The organism is Pleomorphomonas carboxyditropha (assembly GCF_002770725.1).
In the GTDB taxonomy this organism is placed as follows: domain Bacteria; phylum Pseudomonadota; class Alphaproteobacteria; order Rhizobiales; family Pleomorphomonadaceae; genus Pleomorphomonas; species Pleomorphomonas carboxyditropha.
In genome coordinates this window covers 33,643-50,688 of record NZ_NQVN01000002.1, presented here as the reverse complement: position 1 = coordinate 50,688, position 17,046 = coordinate 33,643, and the positions used below count along the sequence as shown (strand labels likewise).

Below are 17,046 nucleotides of genomic sequence, written 5' to 3'. Positions count from 1 at the left end.
ACGAATGGCATGGGCGGCGCTGGAGCATTTCGGACGCAAAACCGGTTCCCGCTTTTGCTGAAATTGCTCTAGCGGCGTCGAAGCCGTGTCGTCCGGAACTCATGCCTTCCCGGGCATTCCGACGATGGGCGATTTTATTTATGCGGCCGGCCGCGCTTCATTCTGGATGATTTCGGAAAAGCCCTGCCGCCACGAAGGATGGCGCGGTACCCACCCGAGTTCCCGCTTGGCCTTGGCGTTCGATCCCGCCCGCGACTCCGTCATCATGACGACGATATGCTCGCCGGCCGCCAGGCGGCCAAGCCATGCGGGGACGCGGAACGGCTGTTTTGCGCCCAGCATTGCCGCGAGCTCGGTGAGCCAGTCATGCACCGCAGCGGGATCGTCGTCGACAATGTTGTAGATGCCCTCGCCTCGCTCGACCGCGAGCGCGGTCGCAGCCGCGGCATCGTCGATATGCAGGAACGACCACCAGGCCGTACCACCGCCAATCAGAGGCATGCGGCGCTTGCGGATCCGTTCGATCATCGCCGGATCGAAGACGCCGGTGCCTGGGCCATAAAATCCGCCATAGCGCAGCGCGACGCCGACCAGACCCGGCGTTGCCGTAACGGCGCGCTCGAGATGGCGGATCGCGTCGAGCGTCCGGCGGAGCTCACGGGGCGGATGCCGGTCGAGCGGATCGTCTTCCGATTTCACGTATCCGCCGATCCGGGCGTAAGGCCAACCGCAGAAGCTCTGCGCGACGATCCGCTTCACGCCGCAGGCGCGGGCGGCCGCGAGGAGATGGTCGGTTCCGGCCGAGCGCAGCCGGTTGCTGCCGGCGAAGGCGCGGTCGAATTTGCGCAGGTCCGATGAACCCTTCAAATCGGTGAGTTGATGCACGATGACATCCGGGCGCGCGGCGGCAACCGCGGCATGAATGGCTTTCTCATCGAGCGCGTCGGCGACCACGGGGTCGGCGCCGAGTTCGCGCAAGAGGCCGGTTTTGCCGGGCGTTCGCGTCAAGCCGGCCACGCTGTGCCCGCTATCGACCAGAAGCGGAACCAGGCGGCGTCCAACCGCGCCCGTCGCACCCGCAACGAAAATGCGCATGGCTCACCTCGCGGCTTGCTAACCTACTTCAGAGTAGGTAGCGTCCTGCCTCATGATGTCAAGGGCCCGCAAGCGCCTGAGCGCCGAAGAAAGACGAGCCAGAATTCTCGCGGCGGCCGTGAGCGCGTTTGCACGCGACGGATATGACGGCACGACGATGGACGCCATCGCAGCGGGCGCGGAGATCACCAAGCCGGTGCTCTACGATCATTTTCCCTCCAAGCAGGCGCTTTTTCTCGCGGTGCTGGAGGCGATCCGTGACAGCCTGATCGCCAGAGGCAAGACGATCGCACTGGATCGCGGCAGCCCGGAGCAAAAATTCCGCCGCTCGGTCGACGCCTTCCTTGAATTCGTCGAACAATCGCCCGATGCCGCTCGGGTGCTGCTGACGGTTCCGGTCGGAGACCCGATCGCGTCAGGGCTGTCGCGCGAGGTCCAGGCCGGCGCCTCCGCCGGCATCGCCGCGCTGCTGGCCGAGTTCATGCCGGATCAGGCGCCATGGCGCCTGGAGAGCGCGACGGCGTTCCTGAAGGAGGGCCTCCACGCGATTGCGGTATGGTGGCTCGATCATCCCGGGCCATCACGCGAGGAGATCGCGGATGTCGTGCTGGATGTCGCCTGGCTGGGATTGCGGACACGTGCGGGCGCCGACGGGGAGACGAGAGGCCGAGGGTCGATCGACCGAAAGAGATGACCTATGGGGCGTCGCCTCCAGCTTAGTGCCAACGGCTCGGTCATAGGCCGGCGTGCCGGCCGAAGCCCGCTGCGACATTGCCGCACAGAGCCTGCCTATGGCTAAAGAGCCTGCTGTCCTGCCCGGAAGTCGCCGTCAGGCATTGCTGCAGAACTTTGTCGGCCGATTTATTCACGCTGCTTTTCCGGCAGGTTAATTGCCCCGGCCGTCGTGTCTCGGGGCGATTGCGCCGACGGCAACGGCCGAGTCATCGACCTCTCACAGCGAACGGTCACGCAAATCGTCGCCGGGAGAATGGATCTCGTCGAGCGGGCCGGTCAGGGCGGTCCTCGGAGGTACCAGTTGCGGAGGAATGAGATGAACGACAGGCGCCTCGCTCGGCCGGTCCAGGATATCGAAGGCGGTGGCGACCATGCTTTCGGCGTCCTGCCGAATCATGATCACCGGGAAGGACAGGAAAGAGGCGAACGGAACATAGTCGAAGCAGCCAATCACATGCCCGGAATAGTCGTCGCCGCGATGGTCGGTCAGGAAGCGCAGAAAGCCCTCGAAATTGATGGCCGAGTTGATGAACACCGCCCGCGGCAGCCGGCCGCGCGCCTGATAATGGCGCTCGAACGCCAGCTTGGCGTTGCGGGCCGAGTAGCCGGTGAGGTCGACGGCATCGGCATCGGACCGTCCGAATCGAGTGGACCGGACGTCATGGAAGGCGCGGACGCGGGCCCGCGTCGCCTCGTCCTCTCGTCCGCCGATCAGCATCAGTTCGTCCACCGTCAGCGGCGCATCGGCGGGAAAGGCGTCGATCAGCGCCTCGGTCAGCACCCGGCCGCCGTCATAGTTGTCGCTGACCACCGACGGGGCGCGTGTACCGGAAAGATCGAGGTTGATATGTCGGACGCCGGCCGCCTCGCAGACCTCGTGGACGCCATCCGGATCGGCGGCGCCGCAAACGAACAGCGCGTCGATGGAATACGAAATCAGGTGTTCGGCGCTTGCCCGCTCCTCGGCCGGGTCGCGGTGGGTGGAGACGACGATCGGGCACAGGCCGCGCCGGCGGGCCCGGAGCTCAAAAGACTGGGCGATCGACGAGAAGTGGTGGAAGTCGTAGATCGGCAGAAGAAGCCCGATCAGCCCCGAACGCGAGCGCCTGAGGCCGCTCGCCTGGCGGTTGGTGCTGTACTGGTGCTCCTCCGCCAGTCGCTGGATCTCCTCGGCGGTGCTTTCCTTGATGCGCCGCTTGCGCCAGGAACCGTTGAGCACGGCGCTTACGGTCGACGGAGAGGCGCCCGATAGCTGGGACAAATCGTAAATCGTCGTCTTCTTCCTGGGGTCGGGCGCCATGCCATTCTCCTTAAGTCCAGCCCCCGCGATTCAGGCTTGACGATATTTCGATTTTCGCCAATAGTCCCTGCACCATCGATTGCGCAACATAAAAATCGTCGTTGTGCACCGCTGGCGCCACTGCTGGAGGGCAGTGGTTCGTAACAAAGCGTCCGAGCGCCTTAGTCTCACATGGCCGGGAGGCGGACAGCGGCAGGCGGCAAACCTGCCGCGCTACTGGAGGAAACGATCCCATGAAACGGCTTCTTGCCGCCGCTGTCGCGGCGTCGTTTGTGCTTGCCTCTTCGTTCGCGGCTCTGGCGGCCGATGCCGCCAAGGTCGGCGTCGTCGTCAAGATCGGCGGCATTCCCTGGTTCAACGCGATGGAAGCGGGAATCAAGGAAAAAAGCGCCGAGCTTGGGATCGACGGCTTCATGATCGGGCCAACCAGCGCCGATCCGGCGCTGCAGGTGCGCGCCATCGAGGACCTGATCGCCCAGAACGTCAAGGTGATCGGCGTGGTTCCCAACGATGCCAAGGTGCTCGAGCCCGTGCTGAACAAGGCACGCGAGCAAGGCATCATCGTCATCACCCATGAATCGCCGAGTCAGAAGGGCGCCGACTGGGACTTCGAGCTCGCTTCGGCGCAGGGCTACGGCGAAGCCTATGGCAAGCTGCTCGCGGATCTTCTGGGCGGCGAAGGCGGATATGCGGTGTTCGTCGGTTCGCTGACCGTGCCGCTGCACAACGCCTGGGCCGATGCCGCCATCGCCTACATCAAGGCGAATCATCCCGACATGAAGCTGATCGGCGACCGCTACGGCGTGGCCGAGGATGTGGACAAGAGCCGCAGCACCGCCCTCGACCTGATGGCGGCGAACCCGGACCTCAAGGGCTTCCTGGGCTTCGGCAGCCAGGGGCCGATCGGCGCCGCCCGCGCCGTCGAAGAGCGCCGCAGTGTCGGCAAGGTGAAAGTCCTCGGGCCGTTCTCGCCCGGGCAGGGGCAGAAGCTCCTGATGTCGGGCGCTCTGAGCGGCGGCTTCATGTGGAACCCGAAGCTGGCGGGCGAAGTGTTCATCACGCTGGCCGACAAGCTCATCAAGGGCGAGGAGATCAAGGACGGCGACACCATCGAAGGGCTCGGCGTCGTCCATCCGGACTTCGAGAACCGCAACATCATCGTCGACCAACTGGTGTCCATCAACAAGGATACGGTGGCCGAACTCGCCGCCATGGGGCTCTGAGGCCGTCTCGTCACGTTCCTTCCGGCGGCGTTCGCCGGAAGGAACCCCCATCCGAGCCGCGTCAAGACCTGCCGCCGGGCCGACGAGGGTCGCCCCGGTTTTCCGATCCGCCGATTGGCAAAGAGATGTGAGCCATGGACCAACCAGCCGGCGACAAGCCGCTCCTGGCACTGCGCAATATCAATATCACCTTCGGCGGTGTCCGCGCGCTGCGCGACGTTTCGTTCGAGGTGAGGGCCGGCGAGGTCCACTGTCTCGCCGGCGAAAACGGCTCCGGCAAGAGCACGCTCATCAAGATCATCACCGGCGTCTACCGGCCGGCCGATGGCGCCGAGATCGAGTTCGACGGCAAGCGCTATTCCCACATGTCGCCGGTCTTCGCCCATGCCAGAGGCATCAAGGTGATCTGGCAGGATCTCGCCCTGTTTTCCGAGATGAGCGTCGCCGAGAACATCGCCTTTTCCGAGGTGGTCGGGCGCGGCGTCAGGCTGGTCGACTACGCCAGGATCAGGTCGATCGCGCTCGACGCGCTCGCCCGGCTGGGCGTCAGCCTCGACGTCGACTTGCCGCTCAAGCAGTTCGCCATCGCCCAGCGCCAGATCGTCGCCATCGCCCGGGCGCTGGTCGGCGAGGCGCGCGTGGTGTTCATGGACGAGCCGACGGCGTCGCTCACCCAGTCGGAAACCGACAATCTGCTGGCCATCGTTCGCAACCTGGCGGCAAGCGGCGTGGCGGTGGTCTTCGTCAGTCACCGTCTCGCCGAGGTTCTGGAAATATCCAGCCGGCTCACCGTTCTTCGCGACGGCCGCCTGGTCGGCGTCTATCCGACCGCCGGCATGACCCAGTCCCGCATCACCGAGCTGATGACCGGCCGTACCTTCGACGCCAAGGTGCGCGCCGCCTCGCGCGACGACCGCCGCGTCGTCGTCGAGGTCGACAAGCTCACGCGTCCGGGTCAGTTCTCCGACGTGTCGTTCACGCTGCGCGAAGGCGAAACGCTCGGTATCACCGGGCTGCTCGGCGCCGGCCGGACGGAGCTTGCCATGACGCTGTTCGGCATGCTGAAACCGGCTTCGGGAACGGTGCGCCTCGACGGCCGGCCGGTGCACTTCTCCTCCAATCGCGCCGCCATCGACGCCGGCATCGCCTATCTTTCCGAAGACAGGTTGTCGCTCGGCCTTATCCAGGCCCAGTCGATCGCCGACAATCTGGTCATCGCGTCGCTGAGGAAAATCCTGTCGGGCGGTCTTCTGTCGCCAGGTCGCAAGCGCGACCTCGTCGACAGGTGGGTCACCGACCTCGGCGTCAAGATCGGCAGGCCCGAGGACGCCATCTCGACGCTGTCGGGTGGCAACCAGCAGCGGGTCGCCATCGCCAAGTGGCTGGCCACCGAGCCGCGCCTGCTCATCCTCGACGCGCCGACCGTCGGTGTCGACGTTGGAGCGCGCGCCGGCATCTTCGACATTGTCGCGCAACTCGCCGATAGCGGCCTCGCCATCATCCTGATTTCCGACGAGGTGCCGGAAGTCTATTTCAACGCCGACCGCATTCTGCACATGGCGCAGGGACGCATCGTCGGCTCCTACGATCCGCGCACCTATTCGCTTCACGACATCGAGGCGGCCGTCTATGGCTAAGTTCTTCCGGACACACGCGACCGAAACCGCCCTCCTGGTGGTGATCGCGATGATCAGCCTGATCCTGTCGTTTGCAACCGATCGCTATTTCACCATCGGCAACGCTTTCGATCTGCTCAACACCTCGTCGGTCAACATCATCTTCGCCGTTGGCCTCCTGGTCGTGCTGATCGCAGGCGGCATCGATATCTCCTTTGCCGTCGCCGCGTCGGTGGTGCAGTACGGCGTCGCGCTGTTCATCGGCTGGATCGGCGGCGGCAACTGGGCGATCGGCCTTGTCGTCGCCGGCTGCATCGGCGTTGCCCTCGGCTCGATCAATGCCGGGCTGATCCAGATGCTGGGCATACCCTCGATCGTCGTGACCATCTCGACCTTCAACATCTTCTTCGGTTTCCTGATGTTCTTCACCAAGGGGGTGTCGATCTACGATCTGCCAGACTGGCTGACGACGCGGGTCGTGCTCTATGAGCGTCAGATGGCCGATGGCAGTTGGGTCGAGATTTCGCTGCCGGTGCTGGTGATGGTGCTCTGCGTGGCCGCCACATGGGCGCTGATCACCCGCACCACCGTCGGGCGTCAGCTCTATGCCTTCGGCGACAACCCCGAGGGCGCTCGCCGCTTCGGCATCAACATCGCCTTCATGCGATTTCTTGCCTTCGGCTGGCTCGGCCTGATGGCCGGCATCGCCGGCCTGGTGCAGGCCCATTACGCCCAGGAAGTGGTCCCGAACGCCCTCTACGGCCGCGAGCTCGACGTGCTCGCCGCCGTGGTACTCGGCGGCGCACGGCTCGGCGGCGGCAAGGGAACCGTGCTCGGCTGCGTGCTCGGCGTCATGCTGACCCAGATCACCCAGAACGGCCTCAATTTGATGGGCGTGTCGCCGTTCGCCTTCAAGATGATCGTCGGCGCCATCATCCTGGTCGCCATAACCCTGTCCAGCTCGCAGATCGAGCGCCTCCTGCCGTTCCGGCGTCACCAGGGAACCACGAGATGAGCGCCCTCCTCCAACGCCTCAATGCGCCGTTCGTCCGCGACATGGCCGGCCCCGGCTTCGCCTTCCTGGCCGTGCTCATCGCCTTCTCGCTGGCCTCGCCGCAGTTCCTGAGCGGCGCCACGTTCGGGTCGGTCGCCTTCCAGCTACCCGAGCTCGGCCTGTTGACGCTCGCCATGCTGATGCCGATCATCACCGGCGGCTTCAACCTGGCGGTGACGTTTACCGCCAACCTCTCGGGCCTCACCGTCGCCTGGATTCTGCGCGCCAACGGCGGCGTCGACGCCAGCCCGATGGTCTTCGCCATCGCCGTGGTCGCGGCCATCGGCGTCGGCGCGCTGGCCGGTTTCATCATGGGGCTGGTGATCGCCTTTACCCGGGCGCATCCCATCCTGGTGTCGCTGTCGATGATGATCTTCCTGCGCGGCCTCGGCGAGTTCCTGACCCGCGGCGGCGACGTGTCGGGCTTTCCCGACTTCGTTCATCCGATCGGCCATGGCTCGATCCTCGGCATCCCGGTGCCGATGCTGGTGTTCATCCTTTGCGTCATCGCCTGGCATGTCGTGCTGACCCGCAGCCGGCTCGGCTTCAGCACCTACATGATCGGCTCCAATATCGAGGCGACCCGTTATTCGGGCATCAACACCCGGCGGGTGGTCATTCTCGTCTACACGCTGTCGGGCGTTATGTGCGCCATCGCCGGCATCATCATGATGGCGCGCTTCAACTCGGTGCGCGTCGGTCACGGCGAATCCTACTTGCTGATCACCGTATTGGCCTGCTTCCTCGGCGGCGTCCATCCCGACGGCGGCTTCGGCAAGGCTCTGCCGGTGTTCGTGGCGCTGATCGACCTGCAGATGCTGTCGTCGGGCCTCAACATCCTGGGCGCCAACCAGCATCTCGCGACCGCCGTCTGGGGCCTGCTGCTGATCACCGTGATGATCTGCCGCTGGCTGGTGCTTCACGTCCGCTTCAATCTCGCGCCTGACCGAAGATAGCCCCGATCCAGAATTTTGTTTCTTCTGCATCCGCCTTGCCCCAAAGCCCGGTGAACTCCGGGCGGATGCCTTGACCTCCGGAGATCCGCCGTGTCCGTCATCGTCATCGGTTCCGTCAACGTCGATATCGTCACTTACGCCGACCGGGCGGCCCGGCCGGGCGAGTCGCTCACGGCCCATCGCTACCAAATGGTGCCGGGCGGCAAGGGCGCCAATCAGGCGGTGGCCGTCGCCCGGCTCGGCCAGCCGGTGCGCTTCATCGGCCGTGTCGGCGCCGATTCCTTCGGCAACTTCATCCATGAGCGCCTGGACAGCCTCGGTGTCGGCCTCGAGCATCTCGCCGTCGACCCCGACCGGTCGACCGGCGTCGCGGTGATCAACGTCGACGGCAAAGGCGAGAACGCCATCACCGTCGTTCCCGGCGCCAACACCGGCCTGTCCGAGGCGCAGGTGGAAGCGGCCGCGCCCTGCTTTGCCGGGCTCAAGGTGCTGCTCGCCCAGCTCGAGCACCCGTTCCCGGCCACCCTCAAGGCGCTCGAACTCGCCCGCCGGGCCGGCGCCATGGCCATTCTCGATCCGGCGCCGGTGCCGACCTTTCCCTTCCCGCCGGAAACCATCCGCCTGTTCGACGCCCTGACGCCCAACGAGATCGAAACCGAGGCGCTGACCGGCGTCGCCCCGCTCGACCTCGAAGCGGCGGCCATCGCGGCGCGGCGCCTTGCCGACACCGGCCTTCCCATCGCCATCATCAAGCTCGGCGCTCGCGGCGTCTACGTCGAAAGCGCCGGTTTCCGCGGCCATGTGCCGCCGTTTCGCATCAAGGCCGTCGACACGGTGGCAGCCGGCGACTGCTTCAACGCCGGCCTCGCCACCGCCTTCGCCGATGGCATGCCGGTCGAACGGGCCATCCGCTTCGCCGCCGCCGCCGGGGCGCTCGCCTGCACTAAAGCCGGCTCGTCCGAGGCCGCGCCAACCCGGGCGGAGGTCGAGGCTCTCATCGCCGCCCAGCCGTTCTGACGCTTCGCTAAATCCGCCGCGGGCTAACGCAGGCCCCGGCCGGTAACGCGTCGCGCACCGATGTTTCCAGCGTCGTTGCAGAATGCCAAAGCGGCGAGTCTAGGAAGGTCGAACGCGACCTCGGGATCAGACAAAACTTGGGGGCAACATCAATCCTCATAGACTGCATATCGACGGAAGAAAACCAGAATAAACGCCGATTAATGCAAGATATATTTGATAAAAACTATCTATTCAGTTTCCGATCTCACCGACTTCTCGCAGGGTTGCTTTCCGGCCGGCGGCTGATCAATCGTCCATCGTCGGCGAACAGGTGGCAGCGCGCGGAGTCGAGACCGAGACGATGCGTATTGCCGGGCGCGGTATCGACATTGCCGGGAATGGCGACGTTGAGCGTCAGGCCGCTCTCCGTCTCGCAGTTGACGATGGTCTGGTCGCCGTGCCGCTCGACGAAGTCGACCTTGACGACGATGCCGCCCTCCGCGACGTCGAACCGGAGATCGTTGGGCCGGACGCCGAGCTTGAGGGGGCTGCCTTGAGCCATCGAGGGGCCGTCGACGGCGAGGGCCAGCGGCGGCAGGTCGGGGTGCGACAGGGCGAGCAGCCCGCCCATCGTCTCGCCGGCCACGACATCGAGGACGTTCATCTTCGGCGAACCGATGAAGGTGGCGACGAACAGGTTGTCGGGCCGGCCGTAGATGTCCATCGGGTGGCCGACCTGCTGAATGCGGCCGCGATCGAGCACGACGATCCGGTCGGCCAGCGTCATCGCCTCGACCTGGTCGTGCGTCACGTAGATCATGGTGGCGCCGAGGCGCTGGTGCAGCCGGGCCAGTTCCATGCGCATTTCGCCGCGTAGCGCCGCATCGAGGTTGGAGAGCGGCTCGTCGAACAGAAATACCTCGGGATCGCGGACGATGGCCCGGCCGATGGCGACGCGCTGGCGCTGGCCGCCCGACAGGTGGACCGGCCGGCGATCGACGAGGTGCTCGATCTTGAGGATGCGGGCCGCCGCCATCACCCGCTCCTCCCGCTCGCCGGCCGGCGTACCGTCGATGCTCAGCGCGAAGCCCATGTTGTCGCGCACGCTCATATGCGGATAGAGGGCGTAGGACTGGAAGACCATGGCAACGCCGCGCTTTGCCGGGTCGAGGTCGGTGACCTCGCGCCCGCCGATCCGCAGGTGGCCGCCGCTGACGTCCTCGAGGCCGGCGATCATCCGGAGCAGCGTCGACTTGCCGCACCCCGACGGACCGACGAAAACGACGAACTCTCCCTCGTCGATCTTGAGATCGAGGTCGGCGATGACGGACAGCTCGCCGAAGCGCTTGCCGATCCCCTGGAGCTCAACACTGGCCATATCCGGTCCTCTCCGCTGCGGCCTACTGGCCCCGTCCGTGGCTGCCGTAGGTGCTGGCGAAGCCCTTGCGGCCGACTTCCTCGATCTGGGCGTCGGTCAGGATGACCGGGCCGCCGATCTGCAGCGCGTTGATGTATTGGTGGGCGATGTTCTCGAGTTCGATGGCCCGCCACATGGCGTCGGCCAGCGAATGACCGGTGGCGATCACGCCATGGTTGGCCAGCAGGCAGGCCGAGCGCCCCTCCAGCGCTTTTAGGGCGTTGATCGACAGCTCCTTGGTGCCATAGGTGGCGTAGTCGGCGACCCGCACGTCGGTGCCGCCGAAGGCGGCGATCATATAGTGGCAGGCCGGGATCGGCCGGCGCGCGATGGCCAGACTGGTGCCGTAGAGCGGATGGGAATGGACGATCGAATTGACGTCCGGACGCGACAGCATGATATCGAAATGGAAGCGCCACTCGCTGGACGGCGGTCGGGGGCCCTGGTAGGCGCCGTATTCGCCGTCGAACGGCAGCACGGCGATCTCCTCCGGCTGCATGACGTCGTAGGGGATCGACGTGGGGGTGATCAGCATGGCGTTGCCGACGCGGACGCTGATGTTGCCGGCCGTGCCCTGGTTGAGGCCGTTGGCGTTCATCATCCGGCAATGGGCGATGATGGCGCGACGGATGTCCAGATCTTCCATAATGACGTTGCTCACTCTTCTTGAACGGCGCTGATCGGCCTACTTCACGGCTCCGGCCGTCACGCCGGCGATGAACTGACGCTGAAGCAGGAAGAACACGACCATGATCGGCACGGCGGTGATCAGCACGCCGGCGCTGATCATGGTGTAGTTGAGGGTGTAGGTGCCGCCCTGCAGGTAGAACAGACCGAGCGTCACCGTGCGCAGGGACGGGTCGTGCAGGATGATCAGCGGCAGCAGGAAGTCGTTCCACGAGTACATGAACTGCAGCGTCGCCAGCGTCAGCGCCGGCGCGGTGGCAAGCGGCAGCACCACGCGCCTCAGCACCGTCACATCGCCGGCGCCGTCGAGCCGCGCCGCCTCGATCAAGTCCTTGGGAATGCCGAGAAAGAACGAGCGCATCATGAAGATGCCGAACGGCAGGCCGACCGCCGCCTGGGCGAGCGACAGGCCCCACAGGCTGTTGAGCAGGCCCATGTCGCCGAGGTCGTGGAACAACGACACGATGATCGCCTGCAACGGCACGATCAGCCCGAGCAGGATGGCGGCCAGCGCGTAGCGGGCGCCCGGCAGGCGGCCGAACACCAGGCCGTAGGCGGCGAGCGTCGAGGCGATGACCACCATCAGCACGGTCGGTACCGCCACCTGCAAACTGTTGAGATAGTAGGGACCGAAATGGCCGTCGGTCCAGGCCTTGCCGATCTGCTGCCAGCGCCACGCGCCCGGCAGGGCCAGAGGATTGGCGAAGATCTCCGGGTTGGTCTTGAAGGCCATCAGGGCGATCAGGCCAAGCGGAAAGACGGTCAGCAGGGCGCTGGCGATCAGGACGCCGTGCAGGATCAGCGTGTGGCGGGTCTTCCGGCGTCGCATCAGTCGCGCTCCCTCAGGGCCATCATGGCGAGCGAGGCGCCGGCGACGACCGCCGTCAGCATGACGGCGAGCGCCGCGCCGTAGCCGAGACTGCCGTTCATGAACGACTGCCAGTACATGTAGGTGGCGATCACCTCGCTGGCGTGGTCGGGACCGCCCTTGGTCATGACGTAGACGATGTCGAACACCTTGAATGAGCCGATGATGCTCATCACGATCAGGAGCGTCACCTGATCGGACAGGGCCGGCACGATGATCTTGCGGAACCGGCGGAACGGTCCGGCGCCGTCGATGGTGGCCGCTTCGATCTGTTCGCGGTCAAGCGTCCTGAGGCCCTGCAGGAAGATGACGGCGCAGAAGCCGAAGAAGGTCCAGGCGCCGGCCACCATGATGGCCGGCGTCGCCGCATAGCGGTCGCCGAGCCAGCCGATGGCCAGCGAGCCGAGGCCGACGGCGCGCAGCAGGCGATTGAGCGGGCCGATCAGCGGATTGTAGATGATGCCCCAGACCAGGCCAACGATGATCAGGTTGAGCACGACCGGCGTGAAGAAGATGCCGGCGTAGATGCGCTGGCCGCGCCTGACGGCCGACAGCAGCACGGCGATGACGAGGCCGGTGGCCATCGGCAGCACGATCGAGGTCACCACCCAGTAGAGGTTGTTCCTGAGCGAGATCCAGAAGATCGGGTCGCCGAGCGCCCGCGCGTAGTTGGCGAGGCCGACGAAGGTCCTTTCGGCCGACACGCCGTTCCAGGCGAACAGCGACAGACCGAAGGTTTCGATGAGCGGTTTCAGGACGAAGGGGACGTAAAGCAGCGCCGCCGGTCCCAGGAATATCAGGTATCGGATCGCCGTTCCCAGCGGCCGGCCGCCGCCCCGTCGCCGCGCCGCCGATGCCGACTGTTGGTCGAGCCGTTCGGTCATCTGCCTCATCCGGTGTTGACGCGCCGACCGTCCGGGCCGGCTTCCGGTTTCCGGCGCGCCGGCAGGGGGAGTTGCCGGCGCGCCGGGTCGGCTCACTTCAGGGGGAGATCAATGAGCCTTCCAGATACGGCCTTCCGCCTTGGCCTTCTCCCAGGCCTGCTCCATCCTGGCGGCGACGTCTTCCGGCGTCGACGACCCGTCGAGCAGCGACTGGGTGCCGGTCTTCATGGCGTCGTTCCACTCGGCGGGCATGACCACGTCGAGGTTGTAGGAGAGCGGCAGAGTGGCTCCTTCGACGACGCGCTGCATCATCGGCGGCAGGTCGAGCCCCTTGATGTCGATGTCCTTGATCGGCGGCACGATGTTGGCTTCCTTCAGCCAGCGCTTGCCGGCGTCCTTGCTCATGATGAAGTCGAGAAAGTCGAGGGCCAGCTGCTTGTTGGGCGACTTCTCGGCAACGGCGAAGGTCGAGCCGATACCGGCGGCGGCGCTGAGCGGCAGATCGGCCGAGACCGACGGCAGCAGGAAGAAGTCGATCTTCGAAGGATCGGCCACCTGGCCCATGATGTCACCGACCAGCCAGGTGCCGGTGATGTTGGTGGCCGCCGCGCCGTTGAAGAACAGGGCGTTGCCTTCGTCATAGGAAATGGCGTTGGGCGACGGCGGATAATAGCCGGCGGTGGAATAGTCCTTGTAAAGCTTCCAGGCATCGATGACCTTGGGATCGTCCCAGCGGCCGTCGCCGAACAGGATCTTGTCGACCAGGTCCTTGCCGGCCGTCAGCGTCAGGAAGTAGGAGAACAGATGGCCGCCGCGGCCCGGGTCGCGGTTGCCGAAGGCGATCGGCACGATGCCCTTGGCCTTGGATGCCTCGAGGATGGCCTTGAAGTCGTCGAGCGACTTCAGCGTCAGCAGTTCGGGGTGGTCCTTGTCGGCCACCAGCTTGTCCTTCATGCCGAGTTGATCGAGCACGGCGAGATCGACGTAGACGTTGGTGTATTCGATCTCGTTGGGGACGCCCCAGATCTTGTTGCCGTAGGTGACGCGCTCGACCGGCCAGTCGACCAGCGACTTGTCCCAGCCGCGTGCGGCATATTCCTGGGTGAGATCGGCGACCAGGCCGGCCTCGACCAGCGGGCCGAGAAACGCCGGGCCGGCGTCGTAGTAGAACAGATCCGGCCCCTGGCCGGCGGTCAGTGCCGCAGGCAGCGTCGCGCGAATGGAGTCCGTGTCGAGCACGTTGCGCTTGATCTCGACGCCGGGGTGGGCCTTCTGGAATTCGGCGACGAACTCGTTCATCAGCTTGTTCGGCTCTTCCGAGAAGAACTGATCCCATACGTTGAGGACGGTGGTGGCAGCCAACGACGGTCCGGTGGTCAGCGCGACCGACAGCAGCGCCGAGGCCAGCAGACCCGTCTTGAAAAGCGAAATACCCATTGTTTCCTCCCTCGATCCGCAGGCGATGGCGGTCCAGCCGCCTCCCAACGGCTGACGGAACTTACGTACTTGAATGTATATCGTCAATACGACTCTTTGCAAGTTTGGAAAAACGGCGCAGACAAGCAAAACGGCGCATATGGCCGAATGTCTATCAACGATTGTGGAATTCGAGTATTTTCATCCTTTACAGCAGTACGTTATGCCGCCATGTTCCCACCACGACGACCGGAGACCGAGAGCCTATGAACAACGCCCATTCCGCCGACGATCCGATCAGCCGGTTGCAGACCATCAGCGCCTTCTCCTCGACCGCCATCGAGCGGCTGGCCCAGTTTGCCATCGAGCGGCGCGAGGACGTGCCGTCGATGGCGATCGGCGACTTCGCCGAAGCGGCAGGCGCCAGCCAGACGACGGTGGTGCGTCTTTGCAAGGAGCTCGGCTACGCCGGCTACAAGGAATTCCGCATGGCCATGGCCGAGAGCCGCGGCACGCGGCGCAATGCCGACCTGCTCGGGCTCGACGTGCCGCTCGAGGCGTCGAGCGCCGACGACATCGACATGCTGGCCATGCAGGTCATCCGCATCAACGCCGACATCCTGGCCGACACGCTGAAGCTGATCGATCCCGAGGCCATCCGCCGGGCCATCGACCTGATGCTGTCGTCGACCCACATCCATCTGGTCGGCTTCGGCAGCTCGGCGCCGCTCGCCCTCGACATCTACCAGCGCCTCTTGCGCCTCGGCATCGCCGCCTCCTACGACTTCGATCCGCACATCGTCGCCACCATCGCCGCCACCGCCCCGCCCGGCTCGCTGTTGTTCGGCATCTCCTACTCCGGCACCACGCGCGATCTCGTGGAGACGCTGGAGATCGCCAAGGCCCACAAGCTCCGGACGATCGTGCTAACGTCGTTCGCCGCCTCGCCGGCGGCCCACGTCGCCGACGTGACGCTGTTGTCGGCGCTGCGCAGCACCGGCCGACCGACCGAGACCATTTCCTCGCGCATTTCGCAGTTAGCCATCGCCGACGTGCTGTTCGTCAGCCTGGCGCTCCGCCATCCGTGGAAGGCCGAGATGGTGGAGGCCGCCGAGCGGGCCCTCGACAGGAAGCGCATCAGCCGGTCGGAGATGTGAGGCCGACATCGGAGACAGGGAGGATATGACATGTCGCTGCTCGGGATCGACGTCGGCACCACCGGCTGCAAGGCGGTGGTGTTCGACGCCGCCGGCCGGCCGCTCACCCAGGCACGGCGGGAATACACGCTCGCCAATCCGCGCGAGGGTTTCTGGGAGCTCGACCCGGAACAGGTCTGGCAGCAGGTGCTGGCGGCGATCCGCGAGACGACGGCGACCGCCGGCGCCGGCGTGACGGCGCTCGCCGTATCGGCCCTCGGGGAAGCGGTGCTGCCGGTCGACCGCGACGGTCTGCCGCTGGCCGGCGGTGCCATCAGCGCCGACCTGCGCGCCGCCGCCGAGATCGACCTGCTGCGCGCCAGGCTCGGCGCCGCCGCCATCTATGCCATCACCGGCCAGCCGGCCACCGCCTATTACAGCCTGCCCAAGGTGATGTGGTGGCGCCGCAATACCCCGGACATCTACGCCCGCACCCACAAGTTCGTCTGCTTCGGCGACTACGTGCTGATGCGCCTCGGCCTCGAGCCGACCATCGACGCCACCATGGCGGCCCGAACCCTCGCCTACGACATCAACCGTGGCGCCTGGTCCGAGACGATGATCGAGGCGGCCGGCATCGATCCCGCCAAGCTGCCGGCCGTGGTGGCGGGCGGCAGTTCCATCGGCCGGCTCGGCCGGCGCGGCGCCGCTTTGACCGGCCTGCCGGCGGATGTCGAAGTGGTGGCCGGCGGCTTCGACCAGGCCTGCGCCGCCCTGGCGGCCGGCGTCGTCACCGAGGGAACCGGCTTCTACGGCCTCGGCACCACCGAGGCGCTGGCGCTGGCGATGCGGCATCCCAACCCGGCGCTCAGCAAGCTCAACGTCGCCGTCATTCCGCACGCCGTTCCGGGCATTCTGCTGGCGATGACCGGCAGCCAGACCGGCGGCCGCCTGCTGCGCTGGTGCCGCGACGAGCTGTGCGCCGACGAGCGGCTGGCCGCCGCCGCGCGCAACGTCGATGCCTACGACCTGATGCTGGCCGGCCTGACGCCGGAGCCCGGCCCGCTGATGGTGCTGCCGCATTTCGCCGGCAGCGGCAGCCTCGACGGCGACGCCGACGCGCTCGGCGCCATCCTCGGCCTGTCGTTCGACGCCCGGCGCGCCGACATCGTCAAGGCGGTACTCGAAGGCGTCACCTACGAACAGGCGCTCAGTCTCGCGCGCCTCGGCGCCGAGGGCGTAAGTCCCACCCGGTTCGCCGTGGTCGGCGGTGGTGCCCGCTCCGATCTCTGGATGCAGATCAAGGCCGACATCATCGGCCGCCCCCTGGCCCGTCAGCAGATCTTCGACGCCTCCTGCCTGGGCGCCGCCCTGCTGGCCGGCATCGCGACCGGCGTCTACGCCTCGCCGCAGGCGGCGGTCGACGCCGTCGAGCGCCCGGTCAGCCTGTTCGAACCGGACGAGCGGCGCCATGCCCTGCACAAGCGACGCCTCGCCGCCTACGGGACGTTGCACGCCGGCCTCGCCGAGGTCAACGCCGCGCTGAGGGCAACCGCAGTAAACTGAAGGTGGCGCAACAGGAGCGGTTATTTGAATAGGCCTAAAGCGGCGGACGCCCGGACATATCCGAGCCATCCTCGCCGCAACATGCCGGCGGCGC

Annotated in this window: 15 protein-coding genes; 8 read left to right on the top strand and 7 right to left on the bottom strand. The window is 66.0% G+C overall.

All coding sequences use genetic code 11. The features are described 5' to 3' along the window. Positions 1 to 138: 138 nt before the first annotated feature. Positions 139 to 1,095 (bottom strand): NAD-dependent epimerase/dehydratase family protein, encoded by a 957-nt coding sequence (locus CJ014_RS04750; RefSeq protein ID WP_100079397.1) that lies wholly within the window; start codon positions 1,093 to 1,095, stop codon positions 139 to 141. 52 nt (positions 1,096 to 1,147) lie between these two features. Between CJ014_RS04750 and CJ014_RS04745 the strand changes: the two genes are divergently transcribed. After that, positions 1,148 to 1,789: a TetR/AcrR family transcriptional regulator gene (locus CJ014_RS04745; protein WP_100079396.1), complete on the top strand. Its 642-nt coding sequence runs from the start codon at positions 1,148 to 1,150 to the stop codon at positions 1,787 to 1,789. Positions 1,790 to 2,047: 258 nt separating this feature from the next. On the opposite strand, the gene CJ014_RS04740 is transcribed toward CJ014_RS04745, so the two are convergent. Next, positions 2,048 to 3,130 carry a LacI family DNA-binding transcriptional regulator gene (locus CJ014_RS04740; protein ID WP_100079395.1) on the bottom strand — a complete coding sequence of 361 codons (1,083 nt, stop codon included), beginning with the start codon at positions 3,128 to 3,130 and terminating at the stop codon, positions 2,048 to 2,050. Between the two features lie 233 nt (positions 3,131 to 3,363). Between CJ014_RS04740 and CJ014_RS04735 the strand changes: the two genes are divergently transcribed. The 5 genes from CJ014_RS04735 (at position 3,364) to rbsK (ending at position 8,996) form a co-directional block, all read left to right on the top strand. Then, positions 3,364 to 4,353, top strand: coding sequence for a substrate-binding domain-containing protein (locus tag CJ014_RS04735; RefSeq protein ID WP_100079394.1), 990 nt, complete (start codon positions 3,364 to 3,366; stop codon positions 4,351 to 4,353). Positions 4,354 to 4,487: 134 nt separating this feature from the next. Next, positions 4,488 to 5,990, top strand: coding sequence for a sugar ABC transporter ATP-binding protein (locus tag CJ014_RS04730; protein WP_100079393.1), 1,503 nt, complete (start codon positions 4,488 to 4,490; stop codon positions 5,988 to 5,990). Next, complete coding sequence (locus CJ014_RS04725; protein ID WP_100079392.1) at positions 5,983 to 6,984, top strand: ABC transporter permease; 1,002 nt, start codon at positions 5,983 to 5,985, stop codon at positions 6,982 to 6,984. Before CJ014_RS04730 ends, CJ014_RS04725 begins: the two co-directional genes overlap by 8 nt. Then, positions 6,981 to 7,979 carry an ABC transporter permease gene (locus CJ014_RS04720; protein WP_100079391.1) on the top strand — a complete coding sequence of 333 codons (999 nt, stop codon included), beginning with the start codon at positions 6,981 to 6,983 and terminating at the stop codon, positions 7,977 to 7,979. The genes CJ014_RS04725 and CJ014_RS04720 overlap by 4 nt, the downstream gene beginning before the upstream one ends. 90 nt (positions 7,980 to 8,069) lie before the next feature. Continuing rightward, positions 8,070 to 8,996, top strand: a complete 927-nt coding sequence (rbsK, locus tag CJ014_RS04715; RefSeq protein ID WP_100079390.1) for a ribokinase — start codon at positions 8,070 to 8,072, stop codon at positions 8,994 to 8,996. A gap of 247 nt (positions 8,997 to 9,243) precedes the next feature. On the opposite strand, the gene CJ014_RS04710 is transcribed toward rbsK, so the two are convergent. The 5 genes from CJ014_RS04710 to CJ014_RS04690 form a co-directional block, all read right to left on the bottom strand. Further along, on the bottom strand, positions 9,244 to 10,356 hold the full coding sequence (locus CJ014_RS04710; RefSeq protein WP_100079389.1) for an ABC transporter ATP-binding protein: 1,113 nt from the start codon (positions 10,354 to 10,356) through the stop codon (positions 9,244 to 9,246). A 22-nt stretch (positions 10,357 to 10,378) separates the two neighbouring features. Continuing rightward, entirely contained in the window at positions 10,379 to 11,041 is a 663-nt protein-coding gene (locus CJ014_RS04705; protein WP_100079388.1) for a class II aldolase/adducin family protein, read from the bottom strand. A 39-nt stretch (positions 11,042 to 11,080) separates the two neighbouring features. Then, positions 11,081 to 11,911, bottom strand: coding sequence for a carbohydrate ABC transporter permease (locus CJ014_RS04700; RefSeq protein WP_100079387.1), 831 nt, complete (start codon positions 11,909 to 11,911; stop codon positions 11,081 to 11,083). Next, complete coding sequence (locus CJ014_RS04695) at positions 11,911 to 12,834, bottom strand: carbohydrate ABC transporter permease (protein WP_165790747.1); 924 nt, start codon at positions 12,832 to 12,834, stop codon at positions 11,911 to 11,913. The genes CJ014_RS04700 and CJ014_RS04695 overlap by 1 nt, the downstream gene beginning before the upstream one ends. Positions 12,835 to 12,942: 108 nt before the next feature. Continuing rightward, complete coding sequence (locus tag CJ014_RS04690; protein WP_100079385.1) at positions 12,943 to 14,271, bottom strand: ABC transporter substrate-binding protein; 1,329 nt, start codon at positions 14,269 to 14,271, stop codon at positions 12,943 to 12,945. A 245-nt stretch (positions 14,272 to 14,516) separates the two neighbouring features. On the opposite strand from CJ014_RS04690, the gene CJ014_RS04685 reads away from it, so the two are divergent. Beyond that, positions 14,517 to 15,407 (top strand): MurR/RpiR family transcriptional regulator, encoded by an 891-nt coding sequence (locus CJ014_RS04685; protein WP_100079384.1) that lies wholly within the window; start codon positions 14,517 to 14,519, stop codon positions 15,405 to 15,407. A gap of 30 nt (positions 15,408 to 15,437) precedes the next feature. Then, a complete protein-coding gene (locus tag CJ014_RS04680) occupies positions 15,438 to 16,952 on the top strand; it encodes an FGGY-family carbohydrate kinase (RefSeq protein ID WP_100079383.1) in 1,515 nt (504 codons plus the stop codon). Positions 16,953 to 17,046 lie beyond the last annotated feature (94 nt).